The sequence below is a fragment of the Flavobacterium rhizosphaerae genome (assembly GCF_046000445.1).
Lineage (GTDB): Bacteria > Bacteroidota > Bacteroidia > Flavobacteriales > Flavobacteriaceae > Flavobacterium > Flavobacterium rhizosphaerae.
Window position 1 is genome coordinate 131,168 of sequence record NZ_JBELPZ010000006.1, and the last position, 23,563, is coordinate 154,730.

22 protein-coding genes are annotated in these 23,563 nt (G+C 40.1%); 8 read left to right on the top strand and 14 right to left on the bottom strand.

Features of this window, described 5'->3' with window-relative positions; genetic code table 11:
* Nucleotides 1-52: 52 nt before the first annotated feature.
* The gene (locus tag ABS766_RS08025; protein WP_408084613.1) at nucleotides 53-1,000 is read left to right on the top strand and encodes a class I SAM-dependent methyltransferase; all 948 of its coding nucleotides are present in this window, start codon (nucleotides 53-55) and stop codon (nucleotides 998-1,000) included.
* On the opposite strand, the gene ilvA is transcribed toward ABS766_RS08025, so the two are convergent.
* The 8 genes from ilvA to ABS766_RS08065 form a co-directional block, all read right to left on the bottom strand.
* Nucleotides 1,001-2,263, bottom strand: coding sequence for a threonine ammonia-lyase (ilvA, locus tag ABS766_RS08030; RefSeq protein ID WP_408084614.1), 1,263 nt, complete (start codon nucleotides 2,261-2,263; stop codon nucleotides 1,001-1,003).
* An 80-nt stretch (nucleotides 2,264-2,343) separates the two neighbouring features.
* Nucleotides 2,344-3,390, bottom strand: coding sequence for a ketol-acid reductoisomerase (gene ilvC / locus ABS766_RS08035; RefSeq protein WP_408084615.1), 1,047 nt, complete (start codon nucleotides 3,388-3,390; stop codon nucleotides 2,344-2,346).
* An 87-nt stretch (nucleotides 3,391-3,477) separates the two neighbouring features.
* Nucleotides 3,478-4,065 (bottom strand): acetolactate synthase small subunit, encoded by a 588-nt coding sequence (gene ilvN, locus ABS766_RS08040; RefSeq protein ID WP_408084616.1) that lies wholly within the window; start codon nucleotides 4,063-4,065, stop codon nucleotides 3,478-3,480.
* 112 nt (nucleotides 4,066-4,177) lie between these two features.
* On the bottom strand, nucleotides 4,178-5,935 hold the full coding sequence (gene ilvB, locus ABS766_RS08045) for a biosynthetic-type acetolactate synthase large subunit (RefSeq protein ID WP_408084617.1): 1,758 nt from the start codon (nucleotides 5,933-5,935) through the stop codon (nucleotides 4,178-4,180).
* 104 nt (nucleotides 5,936-6,039) lie between these two features.
* Nucleotides 6,040-7,719, bottom strand: coding sequence for a dihydroxy-acid dehydratase (gene ilvD / locus ABS766_RS08050; protein ID WP_408084618.1), 1,680 nt, complete (start codon nucleotides 7,717-7,719; stop codon nucleotides 6,040-6,042).
* A gap of 70 nt (nucleotides 7,720-7,789) precedes the next feature.
* Nucleotides 7,790-8,710 carry a branched-chain amino acid transaminase gene (locus ABS766_RS08055; RefSeq protein WP_408084619.1) on the bottom strand — a complete coding sequence of 307 codons (921 nt, stop codon included), beginning with the start codon at nucleotides 8,708-8,710 and terminating at the stop codon, nucleotides 7,790-7,792.
* Between the two features lie 302 nt (nucleotides 8,711-9,012).
* Nucleotides 9,013-9,912: a lytic transglycosylase domain-containing protein gene (locus tag ABS766_RS08060; protein WP_408084620.1), complete on the bottom strand. Its 900-nt coding sequence runs from the start codon at nucleotides 9,910-9,912 to the stop codon at nucleotides 9,013-9,015.
* Between the two features lie 52 nt (nucleotides 9,913-9,964).
* Nucleotides 9,965-10,636, bottom strand: a complete 672-nt coding sequence (locus tag ABS766_RS08065) for an alpha/beta hydrolase (RefSeq protein ID WP_408084621.1) — start codon at nucleotides 10,634-10,636, stop codon at nucleotides 9,965-9,967.
* 129 nt (nucleotides 10,637-10,765) lie between these two features.
* On the opposite strand from ABS766_RS08065, the gene ABS766_RS08070 reads away from it, so the two are divergent.
* Together ABS766_RS08070 and ABS766_RS08075 are read left to right on the top strand one after the other, a co-directional pair.
* Nucleotides 10,766-11,503 carry a pirin family protein gene (locus tag ABS766_RS08070; RefSeq protein ID WP_408084622.1) on the top strand — a complete coding sequence of 246 codons (738 nt, stop codon included), beginning with the start codon at nucleotides 10,766-10,768 and terminating at the stop codon, nucleotides 11,501-11,503.
* Complete coding sequence (locus ABS766_RS08075; protein ID WP_408084623.1) at nucleotides 11,493-11,777, top strand: GNAT family N-acetyltransferase; 285 nt, start codon at nucleotides 11,493-11,495, stop codon at nucleotides 11,775-11,777. The genes ABS766_RS08070 and ABS766_RS08075 overlap by 11 nt, the downstream gene beginning before the upstream one ends.
* A 21-nt stretch (nucleotides 11,778-11,798) precedes the next feature.
* Here ABS766_RS08075 and ABS766_RS08080 read toward each other — a convergent pair whose 3' ends face one another.
* The 4 genes from ABS766_RS08080 to ABS766_RS08095 all read right to left on the bottom strand — a co-directional run bounded on the left by ABS766_RS08080 (nucleotide 11,799) and on the right by ABS766_RS08095 (nucleotide 17,160).
* The gene (locus tag ABS766_RS08080) at nucleotides 11,799-12,977 is read right to left on the bottom strand and encodes an AIR synthase related protein (protein ID WP_408084624.1); all 1,179 of its coding nucleotides are present in this window, start codon (nucleotides 12,975-12,977) and stop codon (nucleotides 11,799-11,801) included.
* A gap of 85 nt (nucleotides 12,978-13,062) precedes the next feature.
* The gene (locus ABS766_RS08085; protein WP_408084625.1) at nucleotides 13,063-13,953 is read right to left on the bottom strand and encodes an OmpA family protein; all 891 of its coding nucleotides are present in this window, start codon (nucleotides 13,951-13,953) and stop codon (nucleotides 13,063-13,065) included.
* Between the two features lie 78 nt (nucleotides 13,954-14,031).
* Nucleotides 14,032-14,835, bottom strand: a complete 804-nt coding sequence (locus ABS766_RS08090; protein WP_408084626.1) for an OmpA family protein — start codon at nucleotides 14,833-14,835, stop codon at nucleotides 14,032-14,034.
* A 135-nt stretch (nucleotides 14,836-14,970) separates the two neighbouring features.
* Nucleotides 14,971-17,160 carry a glutamine synthetase III family protein gene (locus tag ABS766_RS08095; RefSeq protein ID WP_408084627.1) on the bottom strand — a complete coding sequence of 730 codons (2,190 nt, stop codon included), beginning with the start codon at nucleotides 17,158-17,160 and terminating at the stop codon, nucleotides 14,971-14,973.
* Nucleotides 17,161-17,496: 336 nt separating this feature from the next.
* Between ABS766_RS08095 and ABS766_RS08100 the strand changes: the two genes are divergently transcribed.
* The 3 genes from ABS766_RS08100 (at nucleotide 17,497) to ABS766_RS08110 (ending at nucleotide 21,629) form a co-directional block, all read left to right on the top strand.
* Nucleotides 17,497-17,760: a hypothetical protein gene (locus tag ABS766_RS08100; RefSeq protein ID WP_408084628.1), complete on the top strand. Its 264-nt coding sequence runs from the start codon at nucleotides 17,497-17,499 to the stop codon at nucleotides 17,758-17,760.
* A 118-nt stretch (nucleotides 17,761-17,878) separates the two neighbouring features.
* Nucleotides 17,879-20,242, top strand: coding sequence for a glycosyltransferase (locus ABS766_RS08105; protein WP_408084629.1), 2,364 nt, complete (start codon nucleotides 17,879-17,881; stop codon nucleotides 20,240-20,242).
* A 160-nt stretch (nucleotides 20,243-20,402) separates the two neighbouring features.
* Nucleotides 20,403-21,629 (top strand): T9SS type A sorting domain-containing protein, encoded by a 1,227-nt coding sequence (locus ABS766_RS08110; RefSeq protein ID WP_408084630.1) that lies wholly within the window; start codon nucleotides 20,403-20,405, stop codon nucleotides 21,627-21,629.
* Here ABS766_RS08110 and ABS766_RS08115 read toward each other — a convergent pair whose 3' ends face one another.
* A complete protein-coding gene (locus ABS766_RS08115) occupies nucleotides 21,630-22,184 on the bottom strand; it encodes a DUF1543 domain-containing protein (protein WP_408084631.1) in 555 nt (184 codons plus the stop codon).
* Between the two features lie 110 nt (nucleotides 22,185-22,294).
* Between ABS766_RS08115 and ABS766_RS08120 the strand changes: the two genes are divergently transcribed.
* Together ABS766_RS08120 and ABS766_RS08125 are read left to right on the top strand one after the other, a co-directional pair.
* The gene (locus ABS766_RS08120; RefSeq protein WP_408084632.1) at nucleotides 22,295-22,801 is read left to right on the top strand and encodes a hypothetical protein; all 507 of its coding nucleotides are present in this window, start codon (nucleotides 22,295-22,297) and stop codon (nucleotides 22,799-22,801) included.
* A gap of 118 nt (nucleotides 22,802-22,919) precedes the next feature.
* Nucleotides 22,920-23,042, top strand: a complete 123-nt coding sequence (locus tag ABS766_RS08125; protein WP_408084633.1) for a hypothetical protein — start codon at nucleotides 22,920-22,922, stop codon at nucleotides 23,040-23,042.
* Here ABS766_RS08125 and ABS766_RS08130 read toward each other — a convergent pair whose 3' ends face one another.
* Nucleotides 23,043-23,531, bottom strand: a complete 489-nt coding sequence (locus ABS766_RS08130; RefSeq protein ID WP_408084634.1) for a hypothetical protein — start codon at nucleotides 23,529-23,531, stop codon at nucleotides 23,043-23,045.
* Between the last annotated feature and the right edge of the window lie 32 nt (nucleotides 23,532-23,563).

A 23,563-nucleotide genomic window follows, 5' to 3' on the forward strand; every position in this document is an offset into this window, starting at 1 on the left:
TAATATGGCTACGTAACCAAAAAAAACTATTTTAGGAAAAAATTATAAAAATATGGAGTGCAGGGTTTGCGGTAATTCAAACAACAATAAAGCATATCAGGTAAAAGAGATGATGTTTGGTTTTAAGGATAACTTTAGTTATTATCAATGTTCTGAATGCGATTGCCTGCAAATTGCACAAATTCCGGAAAACATAAGTAAATATTATCCTGAAAATTATTATAGTTTTTCGGGCGGTATAAAAAAAGAAAACTTTATTAAACGTTTTATACGAAACAAACGGAATGAATATGCCGTATTCAGCCGTGGCATTATTGGAAAATTTTTAATTAAATATTTTCCGGATGCTACCTTCAGGCTACTCTCAAACTTCCCACTTAAAAAAAACAGCCGTGTGCTTGATGTAGGCTGTGGTGGGGGGCTTTTCCTTAATTATCTGGCAAATATAGGCTTTACAAATCTTACCGGTGCCGATCCGTTTATTGCTGATGACATAAGTTATGATGTGGTAAAAATTTACAAACAGTCTATACATCAAATACAGGGAGAATGGGATTTAATAATGTTTCATCATTCTTTTGAACATATAAGCGATCCGTTAGAAACACTAAAATCAGTAGCGGGCAGGCTAACCCAAAATGGCCATTGCCTTATACGCATCCCTGTTGCCTCTGGGTATGCCTGGGAGCACTACCGTGAAAACTGGGTTCAGTTAGATGCCCCAAGGCATTTTTTCCTGCACACAAAAAAAAGTATGGAAAAGCTTGTAGCCGGTGCCGGACTCAAAATAAAAGAAATTGTTTATGATTCTACCGACTTTCAGTTTTGGGGAAGCGAACAGTATATTAAAGGCATTCCGCTTTTTGATGAAAAATCATATGCTGTTAACCCTTCGGCATCCATTTTCAGTAAAGAAGAAATACATTCTTTTAAAGAAAAAGCCGTTCAGCTCAACAACAAAAACCGGGGAGATATGTGTGCTTTTATCATTTCAAAATAATTATACCAGCAGGTTAAGCAGGTGGGGCTGGTTATTAAGGTAATCTATAAAAAAGCCCTTTGTTTTCATATTATCCAGCAGCACTTCAAAATCGGGGGCGCTTTTAAGTTCAATACCTACTACTGCAGTACCTTTTTCCTTGCTGTTTTTCTTGGTATATTCAAAATGGGTAATATCATCGGTAGGCCCCAGCACATTCATAACAAATTCGCGTAATGCGCCCGGCCTTTGCGGAAATTTTACCAGAAAATAATGTTTTAGCCCGGCATAGAGCAAAGCACGCTCTTTAATTTCTTCCATCCGGGTAATATCATTATTACTGCCTGAAATAACACACACCACATTTTTGCCCTTTATCTGGTCGGCATATTGGTCTAAAGCAGCTATAGAAAGCGCCCCGGCGGGCTCAGCCACTATGGCATCTTTATTATACATGCTCAGTATTACCTCACAAATACGGCCTTCATGCACAGTACATACATCCTGCAGTGTATAGCGGCAAATATCAAAAGTGAGGCTGCCTACTTTTTGTACGGCAGCACCATCTACAAATTTATTAATACGCTCCAGATATACGGGTTCGCCTTTTTCCAGTGCCTTTTGCATACTGGGTGCTCCGGCAGGCTCTACGCCTATTATCTTAGTTTCGGGAGACAGCTGCCCAAGCACACTACTTAACCCTGCGGCCAAACCGCCACCGCCAATAGGCACAAAAATATAATCTATAGGTTGCGGTGCCTGCTCTAAAAGCTCCAACCCTATGGTAGCCTGACCTTCTATAATATGCGGGTCATCAAACGGATGAATAAATACTGCGCCCCGCACGTTACAAAAGTCCATAGCCGCATCTTTAGATTCATCAAATGTATCTCCCGCCAATATTACCTCAGCATATTCCCCCCCAAACATTTTAACCTGTTGCAATTTTTGCCCCGGGGTTGGGGTTGGCATAAAAATAGTGCCGTGCACCTGCATTTTATTACACGCAAAAGCTACGCCCTGGGCATGGTTGCCTGCACTGGCACACACTACGCCTTTGGCTAACTCATCTGCGGTTAATGTAGCCATTTTATTGTAGGCACCGCGTAGTTTGTAAGAACGCACAGGTTGCAGGTCTTCCCGTTTAAAATATATGCTGGCATTATATTGCTCACTCACGGTACGGTTGTAGCTAAGCGGAGTATGGGTTATAATACCCTGAAGCCGCTGCGCCGCAAGCTTTACTTTTTGCAGTGTAGGGAAATATGTTGTATCAGTATTCATTACTATATATAGGCTACATCATTGCGGGCACAGTACAACTTAATTTAAAAAGTGTTGCCATGCCCGCAACCATTAATTATCTAATTATTTTCGGGCCTCAGGCTGCGTACGGTTTTACCCGCCTGCCACATCTCGCTCTCGCGGAGCTCTGCCAGTTCTGTTTCAAGCTTTTCGCGATAATCAGGCTTACTGTTACTGGCAATACTATGCCCTGCCTCATGGCCTGCTTCTACACTTTCATATAATTCTTCAAACAAAGGTTTGGTAGCATCCCGGAAACGTTTCCACCAATCCAGCGCGCCACGCTGGGCTGTTGTAGAACAATTGGCATACATCCAGTCCATACCGTTTTCTGCCACCAATGGCATGAGTGATTGTGTGAGTTCTTCCACAGTTTCATTAAACGCCTCGCTTGGGCTGTGCCCTTTGGCACGCAGCACTTCATATTGGGCTGCAAATATACCCTGTATGGCGCCCATAAGCGTACCCCGCTCACCCGTAAGGTCGCTATACACTTCTTTCTGGAAATCGGTTTCAAATAAATAACCACTGCCTATTGCAATACCCAGCGCTACTACCCTGTCCCACGCCCTGCCTGTAGCATCCTGAAAAATGGCAAAGCTACTGTTTAGCCCCCGGTCCTGAAGAAACATGCGGCGTAACGATGTACCTGAACCTTTTGGTGCCACCAGAAAAACATCTACATTTTCCGGCGGTACAATACCCGTTTGCCCATTAAAAGTAACCCCAAAGCCATGCGAAAAATATAAGGCCTTGCCGGCAGTAAGGTTTTCTTTTACCAAAGGCCAGTATTCAATTTGTGCGGCATCGCTAAGCAGGTAACAAATAATAGTACCGCGTTTTAAGGCTTCTTCAATTTCAAAAAGGGTTTCGCCCGGTACAAAACCATCTGCAACCGCCTTATCCCACGATTTTGAATTTTTACGCTGGCCTACAATTACATTAATGCCATTATCTTTTTGGTTAAGCGCCTGTCCGGGGCCCTGCACTCCGTAACCTATTACAGCTACTACTTCATCTTTTAATACTTCTTGGGCTTTTTTAAGCGGAAATTCTTCGCGTGTTACCACATTTTCCTCTATACCGCCAAAGTTTAATTTTGCCATGTTCTTTGTTTTATTTGTTATATTTTTTTGTTTAAAATTGAAATTATACTACCTGATTACCCTTGCCGCATTTGGCAATAAAGGGCATTACATAGTAAATACCTCATCGCGCTGGTCTAAAAATTCATTTTCAACAGGAGGTTCGCCGGGTTTTGCTGCCTCAAATTCAAGTACTGCTTTATGTATACCCTCGCTGGCTTTTATTACTGCTATGCGCGCGCTGCGTACAAACTCAATAAGCCCCCAGGGTTGCAGCGCCTCGGCCAGAGCATCAATTTCTTCCCGATGGCCTGTGGTTTCAAATACCGTATAGTCATTACGTATAACCACCGCATGTGCACCATACTCCCGCAGCAGGCGTTCTACTTTTACCTGCTCGGCAATAACTTTAGTGGGCACTTTATACATGGCCATTTCCTGCCATACAATTTCCTCGTCGGTATTATAAAATACCTTTAATACATCTACCTGCTTTTCAATTTGCTTTGCCAGCTTTTGTACTACCTCTTCGGTTTCGTTTATTACGATGGTAAAACGGTGAATACTTTCTACCTCTGCCGGGCTGGCATTAATACTCTCTATATTAATTTTCCGGCGTGAAAAGATAATTGCTATCCGCGTGATAAGCCCTACCTGGTTTTCGGTATAAACGGTTATGGTATATTCCTGTTTCATATTTTTTGTTTCAGGTTTAAGGTTTAAAGTAGTTATTTGAAATAATCATATCAGATTTTAAAACAACCTGAAATTTGAAACTTTAAACTATATTAACACGGGCTGTGCCCTTTTACATTTCATCCGGGCCAAGGGCAATATCTGATACGCTTTTACCCTGGGGCACCATGGGGAACACATTATTTTCCTGACCAACAATTACCTCAAGCAGATAACTACCATTATGCGCTAACATGGTTTGTATGGCATCCTGCAAATGCTCCCTTTCGCAAACGCTATTGCCGGGTATGCCATAACCTTTAGCTACCTGTACATAATCAGGGCTTTGGATATCTACAAACGAATAACGCCTTTCATGAAAAAGTTCCTGCCATTGGCGTACCATCCCTAAAAAGTTATTATTAAGAATTAAAATCTTTACATTGGGTTTAAACTGCATAATAGTGCCCAGCTCCTGGATAGTCATTTGCACACCACCATCGCCTATTACTGCCACTGTTGGGCGTGAAGGGTCGCCATAAGCCGCGCCTATGGCTGCGGGAAGTGCAAAACCCATAGTCCCAAGGCCTCCACTGGTAATGTTACTTTTACTGTTGTTGTATTGGGCGTAACGGCAGGTTACCATTTGGTGCTGGCCCACATCACTTACTATAATAGCTTCCCCTTTTGTAAGTTCATTTACAAGGCGGATAACTTCACCCATAGTAAGCATACCATTTGTAGGGTATAGTTCGGTATTAATGAGTTTTTCCTGTTCCCGCTTTTGGCAATCTGTAAACTTACGGTGCCATGTACCATGGCTTTTTTTATCAACCAATGCTGTAAGCAAAGGCAGTGTCTCTTTGCAGTCTCCCCATACCGGAACATCTGCTTTCACATTTTTATCAATTTCAGCAGGGTCTATATCAAGATGAATAATTTTGGCCTGTTTGGCATACATATCCAGCCTGCCGGTAACACGGTCGTCAAAACGCATACCAATAGCAATAAGCACATCGCACTCGTTCGTAAGTTTATTAGGGCCATAATTACCGTGCATACCCACCATACCCACGCCAAGCGGATGGTCCGTCGGTATAGCGCTCATCCCTAAAATAGTCCAGGCACTGGGTATACCTGCTTTTTCTATAAAGGCTTTAAATTCTTCTTCAGCCTTACCTAAAATAACCCCCTGCCCAAAAACAACCAAAGGGCGTTTGGCGCTATTTATAAGTTTTGCTGCCTCCTCTATATACTCTTTCCTAATCTCTGGTTTTGGCTTGTAGCTACGGATGAAATTACATTTTTGGTACCCGTTAAAGGTTATTTTTTGTAGCTGTGCATTTTTAGTAACATCAATCAAAACCGGACCCGGCCTGCCTGAACCTGCTATATAAAATGCCTTTGCCAAAACTGCCGGAAGTTCTTCGGCATCGGTAACCTGGCAATTCCATTTAGTAACAGGCGTGGTAATATTTATTACATCCGTTTCCTGAAAAGCATCGGTACCCAGCAAATGGGCAAATACCTGCCCGGTAATACAAACCAGAGGGGTACTGTCTATCATGGCATCGGCAAGCCCTGTTACCAGGTTGGTAGCGCCGGGGCCACTGGTAGCAAACACTACACCGGTTTTACCCGATACCCTTGCAAAGCCCTGCGCAGCATGTATGGCGCCCTGCTCATGGCGCACCAGTATATGTTTCAACCTATCGGTATAATCATATAATACATCATAAATGGGCATAATAGCCCCACCGGGGTAACCAAAAATGGTGGTTACACCTTCGGCTAAAAAGGCTTCCAGTACTATCTGCCCACCCGTATAGGTTTTGAGTTCTTCAGGCTGCGGCTGTACAGCCGGTGCTGTCTTCTCCATTGTCTTTTCCATAACTGTTTTTTTACTAATATTGGTCGGTTTAACCTTTATCAAAATTCAGGCTCATCATTAATTTACTGCCACGCTTAGTAGTAAATACTTTTGAAATGAAAACTCTAAAACTCATCGGTCACACACCCTTCTGCGGCAGATGACACTGTGCGGGCATATTTATATAATAAACCGTTTTTAACTTTAAGCTCCGGCTGTTGCCAGGCATCTTTTCGGGCTGTGAGTTCTTCTGCACTCAAAAGCACATTCAGCGTATTGTTTACAGCATCTATTTCTATAGTATCATTATCCTGTACCAGCCCAATCACACCCCCTTCATAAGCCTCCGGGGTAATGTGCCCCACTACAAAGCCGTGTGTACCTCCGCTAAATCGGCCATCAGTAATCAATGCAACGCTTTTACCCAAACCGGCACCAATAAGCGCACTGGTAGGCTTTAGCATTTCCGGCATACCGGGAGCGCCTTTTGGCCCTTCATTTTTTATTACTATTACATCACCATGCTGCACCCTGCCGTTGGCTATACCTTCTATAAGCTGCTTTTCACCATCAAAAACCCGGGCCGGGCCGCTAAACTTTTCACCTTCTTTACCGGTAATTTTAGCTACACTGCCCCCCGTTGCCAGGTTGCCATACATAATCCGCAAATGCCCGTCTGGCTTTATAGGGTCAGATACCGGGCGTATTATCTTTTGGGTTTCAAAATCAAGTGGAGAAACACCGTCAAGGTTCTCTGCCACAGTTTTACCCGTTACTGTAAGGCAATCGCCGTGGAGTAAACCTTCTTGCAACAAATATTTCATAACGGCAGGAATGCCGCCATTGTTGTGTAAATCCTGCATTAAGTACTTACCGCTGGGTTTAAAATCAGCAAGCACAGGCGTAATATCACTTAATTGCTGAAAATCATCCTGTGTAAGCGGCACGCCCACGCTTTTTGCCATAGCAATAAGGTGCAGTACTGCATTGGTGCTTCCGCCCAATACTATAACAATACGTATGGCATTTTCAAATGCCTTACGGGTCATTATATCACGGGGCTTAATATCTTTTTCCAAAAGAATTTTAATATACTCCCCTGCCTGCAGGCACTCCTGCTTTTTCTCAGGACTCAGTGCCGGATTAGATGACGAATATGGCAAACTCATACCCAGTGCTTCTATAGCAGAAGCCATGGTATTAGCAGTATACATACCGCCACAGGCTCCTGCCCCGGGGCATGCATTACGTATTACACCATTATAATCTTCATCATTCATGTTGCCTGCTATTTTTTGGCCCAACGCCTCAAAAGCAGAAACAATATTTAAGTCTTCACCCTTATAACATCCCGGGGATATAGTACCGCCATATACCATTATAGAAGGCCTGTTAAGCCTGCCCATGGCCATAATGCTGCCGGGCATGTTTTTATCGCACCCCGGTATGGTAATTAGCCCATCATAATACTGTCCTCCACACACTGCCTCAATACTATCGGCTATCACATCGCGGCTTACCAGGCTGTAACGCATACCATCGGTACCGTTGCTCATGCCATCGCTTACGCCTATGGTATTAAAAACCAAGCCGGCAAGGCCTTTTTGCCAGGTGCCCTGTTTTACCAGTTGCGCAAGGCTGTTAAGATGCATGTTACAGGTATTTCCGTCATACCCCATACTGGCTATGCCTACCTGCGCTTTATCCATATCTTCATCTGTAAAGCCTATACCATACAGCATGGCCTTAGCAGCGGGCTGTGTACCATCTTGTGTAAAAACCCTTGAATACTTATTTAATTCCATTTTTAGTTTGCGGTTAACCGCTTACAGTTGACCGTTCAGAATATAATTTAGTTTGTTTGTATTGTTTTAACTATGCTTCGGTTTCAAGCTCCAGAGCATTTTTGCTCTTTTTAAATTCGTCCAGTGTTTTGCCCTGAACCAGGTTCCTGTACCCTTTCTGGATAAGCGCACATAGGCTGTCATCCCAGTTTTTGGTAAACTGCACATCGTCTAACGATTCTAATGCTACTACCTCTGCAGCCGTGCCACAAAAAAATGCGGCATCGGCACCACGCATTTCTTCGGGTGTAAAGAATTTTTCCTCAACGGGAATGTTTAACTCTTTACACATATCTAAAACAGTGGCGCGGGTTATGCCGGGTAATATACTCCCTTTTGCCGGGGTGTATAGTGTACCTTCTTTCTCAAAAAAAACATTGGCGCCGCTGCTTTCGGCTACATTACCGTTTGCATCCAGCACCAATGCTTCGTCATATCCTTTATCTTTAGCTTCCTGGCAGGCGAGTATAGAGTTTACATAATGCCCGCTTACTTTAGCCTCTACCAGAAAAGCCTTAGGGTTGGGACGCTCAAAACTACTGGTCATTATACGCATTTTATTTGCCAAATAGCCGTTTGTCCATTCCCATGCCTGTATAGTCAGGTAACTCTCCTTCGCTTTACTTAATCCCATATTTGGCGAGCAGAACACCAGCGGCCTGATATAAGCATCGCTAAAGCCGTTACGCTCCAGCACCTGATAAGTAAGACTCACAAGTTCATCCGTAGTATAATTAAAAGGCATATGCATCAACTCTGCACTACGGCGCAGGCGGTCATAATGTTCCTTTGCTTTAAAAACTTTTGTACCCTCTGCTGTTTTATATGATTTTATCCCTTCAAAAATGGCATAACCATAGTGTAATGATTGTCCATAGAGCCCGGTTGTGGCTTCGGCAGCTTTTACAAAATTGCCGTTGTAGTAGATTACTGTATCTTCATTATAGTACATACGCAATATATTTAATTCGTTACTGTCAATTTAAGGGCAAAAAAAAAGCCGTTTCACATTTTGGGAACGGCCTTTATTTACTTGTTATATTTTTTACAACATCATAAAAGATTCCCTGCACTACAGCCAATAATGACAATAATGACAATGAATATTTGTATGATGCTTAGCTTTTTCATAATTCTGATATGGCTAAAGTAAAAATTATTTTTTTTCAACACACAGTTAAAGTTATTATTTTGATGATAATTACACATTTACCATTAAAACAATACTTTTTTTGTTAATATCATTAAAATAAATTAATATCCTGACAATGGAACCTCTATGGTGTATTCTTTACCGGACTTTATGGTAAGGTTATGGTCACGCAACCACGGGTTATGTATTTTTAATATTTTATAATTTATTCCCTGTTCTTTGGCGAAAACAGCTAAATCTGGTATAGTGCTATTTACAGTTACAGGTTTTACGGGTATTACTGGGTAAGCATCATTATCTTCAAGGTAAAAATCATATTTTGCCGGATGCTCCATAATTTCCTTAAGCGCCAATATCCTGAAAACATAGCGGCTTGTTTCATCAGCGAGTAACAAATCATAATAATTATCCACTCCCTGAAAAGTCATTAAACGGTTTACACCCGCCAGCCCTGCATTATATGAGGCAGCCGCGAGTGTCCATGAACCAAATTTTTGTTTTGCGTTAAGCAGGTACTTACAGGCCGCCTCGGTACTTTTAGCCAGGTGGTAACGTTCATCAACCTCATCATTAACTTCAAGGCCGTACTGTTTGCCTGTATCGGGCATAAATTGCCAGAACCCTTTTGCCCCTGCCGGAGAAACCGCATTGCTCAGGCTACTTTCGCATACGGCAAGATATTTAAAATCGTCTGGCACGCCATACTGTTTTAAAATAGGCTCTATAACCACAAAAGACCTTTTTGCCCTTTTTAGTATTATTTGCGTACTGGCATGCAGGTTGGCATTTACCAGTAGCTCCCTATCCAGCCGTTCGTGTACATCGGCTATATTCAGCGGTGCTTTTTCGCCCGCAAAATCTATTGTAACAGGAAAATTTAATGATTTTATAGAATCTGCTTTTTGAGGGGTAGCTTTCAACTTTGCTGTTTCTGTATGCACCAGTACGCCGGTAACCACCAGTGCAGAAGTGATTACTCCTGCGCGTTTAATCCATTCCATACCTACTTCTTTTTTTTATTTATATAATAAGATGATTATTACCATGCAAAAATCAGCCCAAACTGCCGTTTTTAATAATATCGGGCAGATGTTTATTGAGCCATTTTGCTTTATTGATTATCATAATATGGGTGCCGCCCCTTACCGGTATAAAATTATCAAGGTATTTGGGTGGAAAAACCTCATCGGCATCACCGTGTACCTGAACCACTTGTGGGTCGGGTTCGCAACGGTCCCAGTTTATAATTGTCTTAAACGCCCAGTCCAGGTATTTCTTATCCCGCAGGTGAATAAACTTTTCATAAAGGTCCAGCCTTTTTGCCATTACACTATTATTCATGGTAAGTTTGCGCAGCACGTGCATTTTATTGAGGATGCCTGTTGGGAAAAAACGATAGGCATGTGTTTTCTTTGCAAACTGCATCCTTTTAGGAAATTCTGTATTGCAACGCACGCTCGAGATTATGATTACCCTTCGGGCATTTACTATACCGGCCATTTCCTGCACAATTACCCCGCCAAAAGAAACCCCTATAAGCACAGGGTCATCATGTTTAACGCTTTGGGCCAGGCGTGTAGCATACGCCTTTACCGTTTCATTCTTGTCTTTAGGTAATATCCAGGAGAGGTAGTGGCATTCATACTCCTCTGGTAAGTTTATATTCTCAAAAATTTTGGGGCTTGCGGCCAGCCCCGGCATAAAATATACGGGTATTTTGTTCATTATACTACGAGTTTTAACGGCACCCGTGGGCCTATAATAAATATTTATTCCGAAATTTGTATAAAAATAAAGCATTTTTAAATATTTTCTTTACCCATACTGCCTAATTGGGCAGATTAACAAAAAATTATGAAGACAAGGCTTTTTCCAAAAAATGAGCGGGGTACTGCTAACCACGGCTGGCTTCAGGCTAACTTTTCTTTCTCATTTGGAAATTATTATAACCCGGAAGTTGTGCAGTTTGGCATGCTTCGTGTACTTAATGATGATACTATAGCTGCAGGCATGGGGTTTGGTACCCATCCGCATGAAAATATGGAAATTATTACCATACCGCTGGAAGGTGGCCTTACTCACCGCGATAATTTAGGTAATGAGGCTACTGTGCGTTTTGGCGAGGTACAGGTTATGAGCGCAGGTACGGGTGTAACCCATAGTGAAATGAATGCCAGTAAAACCGAACATGCCAAAACATTGCAATTATGGATTTTTCCTGATAGACAAAATGTACCCCCGCGTTATGACCAAAAGGCTTTTAACCCCGAAAATCACCCTAACAAACTTATAAAAATAGTAGCGCCGCAAAATAAAACAGATGGCAATGCACTATGGATACACCAAAATGCGTTTTTATATTTAGGGGTATTTGAAAGTGGACAGGAAATTAACTATACCATAAATGATACTGAAAACGGTATATACCTTTTTCTTATAGAAGGAAAACTGGAAATTAACGGGCAGGAAGTTAATGAACGTGATGCCTATGGCGCAATAGAATTTGACACAATAACCATAGAAACCAAAGCACCGTCTAAAATTTTAATTATAGAGGTGCCCATGAAATTTAACGACACTTATGGAGATTAAAGACAATGAATTTTCGAGGCAGTTTGAAACTACCATAGATGAGCAGATGTTTTCGGTAGAGTATTCACTACAGGACCGCAAAATATTCCTGACTAAGGTAAACGTACCCGATGGCGCCGAAGAGGAGCCTTTGGTTAGCGAATTTTTGAAAGAAATAATGGATATTGCCGAAGAAAGAAGGCTGAGGGTAATGCCAACACACCCCACAGTAGTATCTTTTTTCAGGAAAAACCCCGGCTATAAAAGCCTGCTGCCTCCCGGCATACGCATATAATACCGTATAAGAGAGGATATATTAATACTCAAACGTACCGTGCGTGCTTTTAATAGTAAGGCTTTTACCATCAGAAGCTTCTACCCTACCTATAACCTGGGCGTCTATATTAAACGATTGTGAGATGTTGATAATATCCTGGGCAATTGTTTCCGGTACATATACCTCCATCCTGTGGCCGCAGTTAAACACCTGGTACATTTCTTTCCAGTCGGTTTTACTCTGCTCCTGTATTAACTTAAATAAAGGCGGTACAGGAAACAGGTTATCCTTAATTACGTGTACATTATCAACAAAATGCAATACCTTAGTTTGCGCACCACCGCTGCAATGCACCATACCATGAATATCCTGGGGAGAATATTTTTCCAGTATTTTTTTAATTACAGGTGCATAAGTACGGGTTGGCGAAAGCACCAATTTACCCGCATCTAACGGACTATCTGCTACAGCATCGGTAAGTTTTACGTTACCAGAGTATACAAGTTCATCCGGTACGGCAGCATCAAAACTTTCAGGATATTTTTGTGCCAGGTATTTGCTGAATACATCATGGCGTGCCGAGGTAAGGCCATTACTACCCATACCCCCGTTATATTCTTTCTCATAGGTAGCCTGCCCAAAAGAGGCCAGCCCTACAATAACATCTCCCGGCCTGATGTTGGCATTATCTATAACATTATTACGCTTTATACGCGCAGTAACGGTGCTATCTACAATTATGGTACGCACCAAATCGCCCACATCGGCAGTTTCGCCCCCGGTTGCATGTATGGTAACGCCAAACGATTTTAATTCTTCAATTAACTCTTCCGTACCGTTTATAATGGCAGAAATTACCTCGCCCGGTACCAGGTTTTTATTACGCCCTATGGTTGATGACAGCATAATATTATCAGCAGCGCCTACACATAGCAAATCGTCTATATTCATAATAAGTGCATCCTGGGCTATGCCCTTCCATACACTTATATCTCCGGTTTCTTTCCAGTACATATAGGCGAGAGAAGATTTTGTACCCGCGCCATCGGCATGCATAATAAGGCAGTACTCTTCATCACCTGTAAGGTAATCTGGTACTATTTTGCAAAAAGCTTTAGGAAATAAGCCTTTATCAATATTTTTTATGGCATTGTGAACATCTTCCTTAGAAGCCGAAACCCCTCTCTGGCTGTAGCGCTTACTGGTATCAGAACTCATGTAGTATAGTTTGTGTTGTAAACCGCAAAGATAAGGTTAATTTGGAAATCTGATAATTTGAAAATACAGCAATTTTAAATTATCACTACGGATTTTCCACAATTACCACCTCTACCCTACGGTTGGCTTCCCGCTCTTCGGGTGTTTTTTCGGGTATGGGGTATAAAGGTTTGCTTACACCAAACCCCTCAAAAGAAAGGCGGCTTTTTTCTATACCGTTACGGTTTAAAAACATCATAATCGCTTTTGCCCTGTCGGTACTCAGGTGACGCCTGTCTGCAGTCATGCAGCACACATGGCCTTCCAACTTAATTTTAAGCCCTGGGTTGGCTTGCATTACCGCCAATAATTCATATAATTTAGGGCGTGAATCAGGCATTATGGCAAACGTATTTTCATAAAAATTAAGATTCTCAATACGCAGGTTTTCTCCCGGTTTTGCGAGCGTAATCTTCTTCATAAAAACAGTATCCAGCTTAATTTCTTCCCTGCCCTGCGGGCCCTGTACCATAATCCTGTCCGGGTAGCGTATTTTTTGTTTATCAATCTTTACTACTTCTTTAGGCTCTTCCTTTATACCCAATATCTCATTTTCCCGGGGCAGGTCTTCCGGCCTTAGATAATAAATGGTAACCTTACGGTTTTTAGCCTTATCAGGAGACATTTGGTGCTTTTCGCCAAAACTGCGGGTTTTAAAATCGTCGCGTATTTTAATTTTATCTTTTATAAGGCTAAACACATAATCTACCCGGCGTTGTGCGAGTGTATCATTAAACTTGGTAGTACCGTCTTCATCGGTATAGCCATTTATAGCAACAACCTTAGAATCTTTATTGGCATTGAGCCAGTTTGCAAGAAAACCTAATTGCTCCTGCCCTGCCTGGTACTTATTACTGTCAAAATAAACAGAATACTCATTTTGGGCCGATACACCCGTTACATAGAGGAGTACTAAGAAAGCTATGATTTTTTTCATAATGGATTTATTCGGGGTAACTAAAATACAAATTTTTACTTACCCATAATCAAACAGCGTGCCTGATGTGTGTATGGCTCATTCAGAAATAATTTCAATTTCTACCCTGCGGTTAGCAACCTCCTCTTCATGTGTTTTTTCAGGGATTGGGTATATTGGATGTTTACCTTCAAAGCTTTTGTATGTGAGCCTGCTTTTATCTATATTATTATCTACTAAAAATTTATAAACTGATTTAGCTCGTAAAAGTGCAATATTATCTTTATCTTTTCTAAGACAGCATATATGCCCCTGTATATCAATTTTAAGATTAGGGTTATCTTCCATAACTTTCAAAAGTTCAAGCAGTACAGGTTTTGACTTTGGCAAAACTATACCAGAGTTACCATAAAAATTAAGATTTTTAAGCACTATTGTTTTACCTGTACCTTTGCTTTTAATGGCTTCTGAAATTGTGTTGTTAACCTCTCTTTCTTCATTTTTAGGCGCTAAAGCTTCTGACTCTTCTTCAACAAGCACTTGCCGAACAATAAAACTAATAACAGCCTTTCGGTTTTTATCATAATCTCCCCCTGCTATTTCTCCTAAGCCAGTTGCCGTATAAGCTTCAGAAAACAACACGCCATTTTGTTGCAGCAGTTTTTCTACATTAGCTGCCCTGCGGGCTGAAAGTGCCCTATTATAATAATCAGTTCCCCGGCTGTCTGTAAATGCTGCTATTTTGAAAACTGTAACATCTTTATTGTTTTGCATCCATTGTTGTAATGCATTATAAGAATCCGCATTAACCTCATCTTTATCAAGATCAAAATAAACAGTAAAAGTTTGCTGGGCATGCACAGCTGCAGTAAAGAGTAGAACAAAAATGTATAATTTCTTCATATTACAGTGATGTTTTTATTAGTAACGGTTAACAGCGTATTGTAGTATATATTAAAAAAGCCTGCGGTATTGCTACAGCAGGCTTTCAACTTATTATCTAAAGAAGCCATTGAAGTGCTTCATATTATTTTATCCTTATCGGGTAAAAAGAAGTTCCCTGTACTTTGTAAGTGGCCAGATCTCATCGTCAACAAGATTTTCGAGCTTATCACAATGGTATCTTATAACATCAAAATAAGGTTTAACCTCATCACAATATACATTTGCCATTTCTTCGGTAGAAGTTAATGCATTAGCCTTTTTACGGGCTTCTGTCATTTCTTCAGATTTTGCATTAATGGTAGAGATATGGCTTGATATTTCTTTGATGATATTTATCTGCTCTTTGGCGATAATTTCAAAATTATTACCAAAAATATCTTTCAGGCCTTTTACGTTTTCTATAAGTACATTTTGGTAGCGTATAGCAGTAGGCACTACATGGTTACGGGCTATATCTGCCAGTACGCGGCCTTCTATCTGTATTTTTTTGGCATATTCTTCCAGTTCAATTTCATAACGTGCCTCAACCTCAACGTGGTTCATCACATTAAGCTCTTCAAATAAAGCCAGTGCAGATTCTGATACTTTTGCTTTTAAAGCCTGAGGAGTGGTTTTGTGATTGCTAAGCCCCCTTTTGGCAGCTTCTTCAGCCCATTCATCGCTATAGCCGTCACCTTCAAAACGTATGTTTTTGGTTTCTTTGATGTACTCCCTCAATACATTGAAGATAGCATCATCTTTCTTCATTTCTTTGCCTTCAATAAGCGAATCTACTTCCTTCTTAAAGTCTTTTAGCTGTTTGGCTACTATGGCGTTAAGCACTGTCATAGCATTAGCACAGTTGGCGCTTGAGCCTACTGCCCTAAATTCAAACTTATTACCGGTAAAAGCAAATGGAGAAGTACGGTTCCTGTCAGTATTATCAAGCAATACATCCGGAATTTTACCTACTACATTAAGTTTAAGGTCAGTTTTTTCTTCCGGAGAAAGTTTCCCGTTAGAAACGCTTTCAAGGTCTTCTAGTACTTTAGTAAGCTGTTGTCCAATAAATACAGAGATAATAGCCGGTGGCGCCTCATTAGCACCCAGCCTGTGGTCATTACTTGCTGTAGCAATAGAAGCCCTTAGCAATTGCTCATTTTTATATACCGCTTTAATAGTGTTTATAAAAAAGGTAAGAAACTGCAGGTTGCTCATAGGTGTTTTACCGGGGCCTAAAAGGTTTACACCGGTATCGGTACTCATACTCCAGTTGTTATGCTTACCACTACCGTTTATACCGGCAAAAGGTTTTTCATGAAGCAATACTTTAAAGTTATGGCGTTCGCCAACTTTTTGCATTACATCCATAATAAGAGAGTTGTGGTCTACCGCCAGGTTAGCTTCCTCAAATATAGGGGCAAGCTCAAACTGGTTTGGTGCCACCTCATTATGGCGTGTTTTAACAGGTATGCCCAACAGCATGCACTCATTTTCTAGATCTCTCATAAAATTAAGTATGCGTGTTGGTATAGAACCAAAATAATGATCATCTAACTGTTGCCCTTTGGCTGATGAATGCCCTATAAGGGTACGGCCTGTAAGGGTAAGGTCTGGCCTTGATGCGGCAAGGGCAGAATCTACAAGAAAATATTCCTGCTCCCAGCCCAGTGTAGCCGACACTTTTTTTACATTTTTATCAAAATACTGGCAAACGGCAGTTGCGGCATCATCTACAGCGGCAAGAGCTCGTAATAGTGGTGCTTTAAAATCTAATGCCTCACCCGTATATGATACAAATACGGTAGGTATGCATAGTGTGGTACCAAATATAAAAGCGGGAGAAGTTGGATCCCATGCAGTATAACCGCGGGCTTCAAAAGTATTACGTATACCCCCGTTAGGAAAACTTGAAGCATCCGGCTCCTGTTGTACCAGCTGTGTTCCGCCAAATTTTTCTATAGGGTCACTACCGTCAAAAGAAGTTTCAAAAAAGGCATCATGCTTTTCGGCAGTAGCACCTGTAAGGGGCTGAAACCAGTGTGTATAATGGGTTACACCTTTGCTAAGTGCCCATTCTTTCATTCCCATAGCAATATACTCAGCTACCTTACGGTCTATCTTAGCCCCATGCTGTATGGCACTTTGCACGGCTTTGTAAGCATCTGGTGTTAGGAATTGGCGCATTGATTTGCTGTTGAATACATTGCTACCAAAAATAACTGATTTTCTATCCAGTTCTTCTACATGTACAGGCTTTCTGCCATATGTCTGGCTAATAGCCTGAGAACGAAATGTTGACATGAAACTTCTTATTTTATGTTAATGATAAATTAAATGCTGTGCAAATGTACAAAAAAATGTTGCAAATTTTAATTACCCTGCGTTTACAAAGGGGTTAATTTTCAACAAAATGAAAATAATGTAATAATACCCCAACTATTAGGGGGAACAGCAATTTTTACGTAAATTTACAGGAAAGTAACCTTTTTGAGTATTTTTCAAAAAAATTCTTACAATGGTTAAATTTAATTTAAAAAATACAAACAAAAGTTAATTAAGTTAAATATTTACTAACCAAATTGACCACTTAATAAGAATTGAATAATTTGGCTGAATAATTTAAAAATCCTAAGCCAAATGAAGAATAAAAATCTAATAGCAGGTATAGCCGCAGGTGCGGCAGTAGTTGCAGGAGCAGCAGTATATATAGCACGTACAAAAGCCAGTAAAAAATACCAGGCACGTGTAGATGAAGCTAAAGCCAATTTTAAAAGCAAACTTGACGAATTACAGCATAAAGCTGAAAAAGAATTTTCTAAAGGTGCTGATGGTACTGAAGAAGCTGTAAACGCAGCGAAAGAACGTGCCAATAAATGGGTTAAAAATACTGCGAAAGCTTAATGTGATATCGCTAATACTCGCAAGTAAAAGCAAACCGGTTATTATTTATTAATAACCGGTTTTTAAGTACCAACAATAAAACCTCTAAAATACTATAACAGCTAACGATTGAATACCCATGAAAGCCAGAGAAATTGCTGAAAAAAAATTTCAACACCACAGCAGCCTACTTGAACAGATTGCCGCCGAGACCCTTGCGGGCGGTTTTAATGACCTTTTGCCCGAAATATTGGTTATCACTACATTTCCACCAAGGCAATGTGGTATAGCTACTTACAGCCAGGATTTAATAAAAGCGCTCAAAGAGCACTATGTTGATTCTTTTACTATAAATATATGCGCTATTGAGTCTAAAGACGAGCAACATAATTATAGTGACCCTGATGTAAAATATGTACTCAACACTTCCGACCCTGAATCATATACAAAGTTATATAAGGCTATTAATGAAAACCAAAACATAAAAGCAGTACTTATTCAGCATGAATTTGGCCTGGTAGCCGAAACTGTTGAATATTTTAATGCTTTTATTGATGCTGTGCAAAAACCGCTTTCAGTAGTATTCCACACTGTGTTGCCAAACCCTGATGAGGTATTTAAAGCCAATGTACAGCATATACTTAACCGTGCCGACTCACTTATTGTTATGACACATAATGCTGCCGATATACTGGTACGCGACTATGTGGTTGAACGTACAAAAATAGCTGTTATACCCCACGGAACCCACCTAGTATCACATGGCCATAAGGCCGAACTTAAACGTAAGCACGGCCTGGAAGGTAAAAAAATACTTTCTACATTTGGTTTGCTAAGCTCTGGTAAAAGTATTGAAACCACTCTTGATGCCCTGCCGGAGGTAATAGAAAAAAATCCAGATGTAATGTTTCTTATTATTGGTAAAACACACCCCACTGTTGTTATTAACGAAGGGGAAGTATACCGCGAATTTTTAAACAAAAAAATACAGGAATTAAATATTGAGGACAACGTTACATTTATTAATAAATACGTAGCCCTTGACGAGCTTTTGGAATACCTCCAGCTAACTGATATTTACTTGTTTACAAGTAATGACCCTAACCAGGCGGTAAGTGGCACTTTTTCGTATGCGCTTAGCTGCGGATGCCCTATAATATCAACTCCTATACCACATGCCCAGGAAGTTTTGGCAGGAGATACAGGCATAATATTTGATTTTGGCAACTCCAGGCAACTTTCAGCAGGTATAAACACACTGCTTTTAAACCCTGAACTAAGGGAAAGGATGATGCTGAACGGCCTGCATAAAATAGTGCACACCGCATGGGAAAACTCAGCGGTAAGCCATGCAAAATTATTGCAGAAAACTGCCGGTGGAAATGCCATAAAACTGCAATACCGTAACCCAGATATAAATCTTGCCCATATTAAAAACATGACTACAGATTTTGGTATGCTTCAGTTCTCAAAACTTAACATTCCAGACCTGGAGTCAGGCTACACCATAGATGATAACGCCCGCGCCATGATTTCTATGTGCATGCATTATAAAAAATACCGTGATGCCAGTGTATTAAAATATATAGAAACATACCTTAATTATATTGCATTCTGCCAGAGTGAAGACGGAAGATTGAAGAATTATGTGGATGTAAATAAAAATTTTACAACCCAAAATGACAATGAAAACCTTGAAGACAGTTCCGGAAGGGCAATGTGGGCACTAGGATACCTTATTTCGCTTGGGCCTATACTCCCTGAAAGCTTTATCCAAAAGGCTGAGGCGGTTTTTCAGAAATCGCTTTCACTTACCAAAAATATGTATTCAACAAGAGCTATGGCTTTTGTAGTTAAAGGGTTATATTATTATAACCGTCATGTAAAAGATAAAGATACGCTTATCTATATAAAACTATTTGCTGACCGTTTGGTACAAATGTACCGACACGAATCTGACGAGGAATGGAAATGGTTTGAAGGTTACCTTACCTATGCCAACAGTGTATTGCCGGAAGCTTTATTGTTGTGCTATGCCATAACTAATGAGCAGGTTTATGCAGATGTTGCCAAAGAAGCAATGGACTTTTTAATTTCTCAGACTTTTGAGGAAAACAGCATCAAAGTAATATCTAACCGTAGCTGGCTGATTAAAGGACATGATAAAGAGCGTTTTGGCGAGCAGCCAATTGATGTTGCCTATACCATACTGGCCCTGAAAAAATTTCATGATATATTTAAGGAAGAAACTTACCTTAATAAAATGGAAGTTGCCTTTAACTGGTTTTTGGGTAACAACCACCTTCAGCATGTTATTTACAATCCCTGCACGGGCGGTTGTTTTGACGGGCTTGAACAATATAGTGTAAACCTTAATCAGGGCGCGGAAAGCACCGTAAGCTATCTTATGGCACGGCTTACTATTACCAAATATTTTGGCAATGCCAATGCCATATATTTCAGGCGGAAAATTAAAGCCGCTAAAATCGCCGCAATAGGTTAATAACCATATACTTTTAACTAAAGCCATTCTCCTAAAGAATGGCTTTTTTAATTTAACATATTTTATATATAAGCCTTAAAATTAAGTTATTACCATTTAAATAAAAGGGTTTATAAAATTTTAGTGGTAACTTTATAAGAATCACTAAAAACATACTGAAATGAAACTATATTACACCATAATTTCCTTCTTTTTAATTACTAGTGGTGTACAGGCACAGGTATACGGCTGTACAGACCCTATGTCTATGAACTATAATCCTAATGCCACAGTAAATAACGGAACCTGTACCTATGCAACAACCTCTGTAACGCCGGAATCATCGGTAAACCTTGACGGTGCTGTAAATGAAACGTCTGGGCTAATACTGTGGAATGGATTAGTATATACCCACAATGATGATAATGATATTAACGTGTATGGAATAGACCCAGTAACAGGACAGATAAGCAGTACTTTACCTGTGTCCGGAGCAACTAATGTTGACTGGGAAGATATAGCACAGGATGATGCTTTTATTTACATAGCCGATACTGGTAATAATGCCCATGGTAATCGTACCGACCTGAGAATAATACGTGTAAATAAAACGCAACTCTCAAACACAACACCACAGGTAGAGTATATTAACTTTTCTTATGAAGACCAAACCGATTTTAGCACTGCCAATAACAACACTACCGACTTTGACTGTGAGGCAATTGTTGCAGGTATTAACAACATATATATTTTTACCAAACAATGGACTAGCCAACAAACCGGTATATACAGCATACCCAAAATACCAGGCAATTATACTGCGCAATTAATGGGTACTTTAGATGTAGGAGGCCTGGTAACAGGGGCTACCTGGATAGAACAAAATAATATTATAGCCCTGAGCGGTTATACAGTTACCCTACAGCCTTTTATTTATTTGTTGTATGATTACAAGGATACCGATTTTTTAAGCGGTAATAAAAGAAAGATTAATGTAGCCTTACCATTTTATCAGGTTGAAGGTATCACTACGGATAACGGCATAAGGTACTATCTGAGCAATGAACATTTTCAGCAGGGTAATGCTATTAATACACCACAGCAATTGCACTTTGTAGACCTTTCAGAATATGTTGGGCAATACCTTAGCGTAATGAATGATACTTTTGCCCGTGCCGGGATAAGAATTTACCCAAATCCGGCAGCTGATAATTTATATATAGAAGGCCCTGTTAGCCTTATTGGCCAGAGTTTTTATATTACAGATGCTACAGGGAAAGTTATACTTACAGGCATGCTCGAAAGCCAAAGCAGCCAGCTTGATATAGCTACGCTACAGGCAGGGCTGTATACAGTAACCATAACCGGATATGAAGGCGGCAGTTATAAACTGGCAAAAAAGCCTTAATTACAGTTTGCTTATCTTAAGGTAACCAATATGATATTCATCATCCGTACCGGCTTCATTTTTGTGTATGGTAATGCTGTAAAGTTCTTTTAGGTGCGTGGGTATAAGGTCTTCCACCTTATGCATATCATCTACATCAAGGGCATATTTTTCATCAATATGGCTTTCGGCACCCTTAAACCCGTAATGCTTATAAAAAGCAGTTTGTTTAGCCGCTTTTACAGCGGTTGACATGGCCGGGGCCACTGCCAGCATTTTATAATGATACTCTTCGGGGTCGCCGGGCTTATAACCGCCCAGGTTAAGAAAAAACAGTTTTTCTTCTTCTGTCATTTCTTTTTTTGGCACAATGTGTATATCATACCCGCCCACATGGGTAACGGCGCGCCAGGAGTCAATATGCAGGTCGCCTCCTTCGGGCCAAAAAGCATACATATCCTCTTTTAAAGAAGATAATGATTCTCCAATACCAAAAAAAATATCGTGCTGTTCTGTAACACGGCTTTGGGGCGTACAACCCAGTAAAACCATAAATAATTTTAGTTGTTTCTCCATAGTTTGGCAAAGATAAAATAAACTTTTTTTTGTAAAATCTCTTAAAATACATTTTTTGGCTTGCTTTTTGGTTTAGCATCTTATATTATAAACCAGTAAAATTTTAAATTATGAAAAAGATACTTTTACTTTTCGCCACTATCAGCTTATTTTCACTTACAGCCTGCTCTAACGACGATGATAATAATAACTATTACCCAGGTACCGATATCAGAAGCGAGGTATTTGAAGTTGATCATGTTAACTTTACAGCAAATGGCGATTATACCGTTACTATACCCCTTAATCCTAGAATTAATAACGAAGATGTAATATTAGTATACAGGCTTAGTGGATCTGATCAGGGTAATGACATTTGGGAACAAATACCTACTACCTATCCTCTTGCAGAAGGAACTGTGAATTACTATACTGATTTTTCAGTAAATAGTGTGTCAATCTACTTTGATGCGGATTTTGATGCTATGTTAAGGCAGGATTTTTCTCTTGACCAGGTATTCAGGATTGTAATAATACCGGGTTATTTTTCACAAACCTTAGACACCAGTAATTATGATGCGGTAATGTCTGCCTTACAACAACAAGGCGTAAAAGAACAACATATTGAAATACAGTAATATAAAAATGTATTTCAATAAAAAGCCCTGCAAATTGCAGGGCTTTTTGTTTAGTAAACGTTAAAGTATACACAGCCGGTTTTAAATGTTACTAATTTTAGTAAATAAATAAAACATCATGAACAAACTAATTAAAGCCCTTATAGCGGGCTGGGGCGCCAAAAAACTTGGCGGCGGCTGTGTGGGCACTATTGTTGCCTTTGTTGTAATATATTACCTTTTAGGGTATTGTGAGCGTTAATTAACCTGCTGATGCGGCAACACGTTGCTGTTCCTTATAGTAATATACCAGGTATACCAATAAAAAATTTTCGGTTGGCGTGTTGCCAAAATCATCTTCACACGTAAGTATGTATTCAGTTTTAAAACCCTTCCAGCTAAAGGTTGAATATAACAACGCTACCTGCTCTCCTTTATAATTTACTATAATGTACCCCTGTTTAAAAAAGCCACGTTGTTTTATTTTATAAAAATGATGTGCCTGCTTATACGGTATAAACATTGGGTTAATCCTGCCTTTTAATTCCAGCCAGGGCTGTTCATTTAAAAGTATTTCCCGCGTACCTTTCCAAAAACTTTTTTGCTCAGTACGGATAACACTGCCATCAGCAAGGTGTATTTGAGGATACGCTGAATACCATTTCGCAAAAGTGATACCCCCTATTAGGGTTTCTTCTCTTTTTATGGTAAACTCACGCGCTCCATTTTTTAAAACAGTATATTGTTTCATAAAACAAATATCTAAATATAAATAAACACACT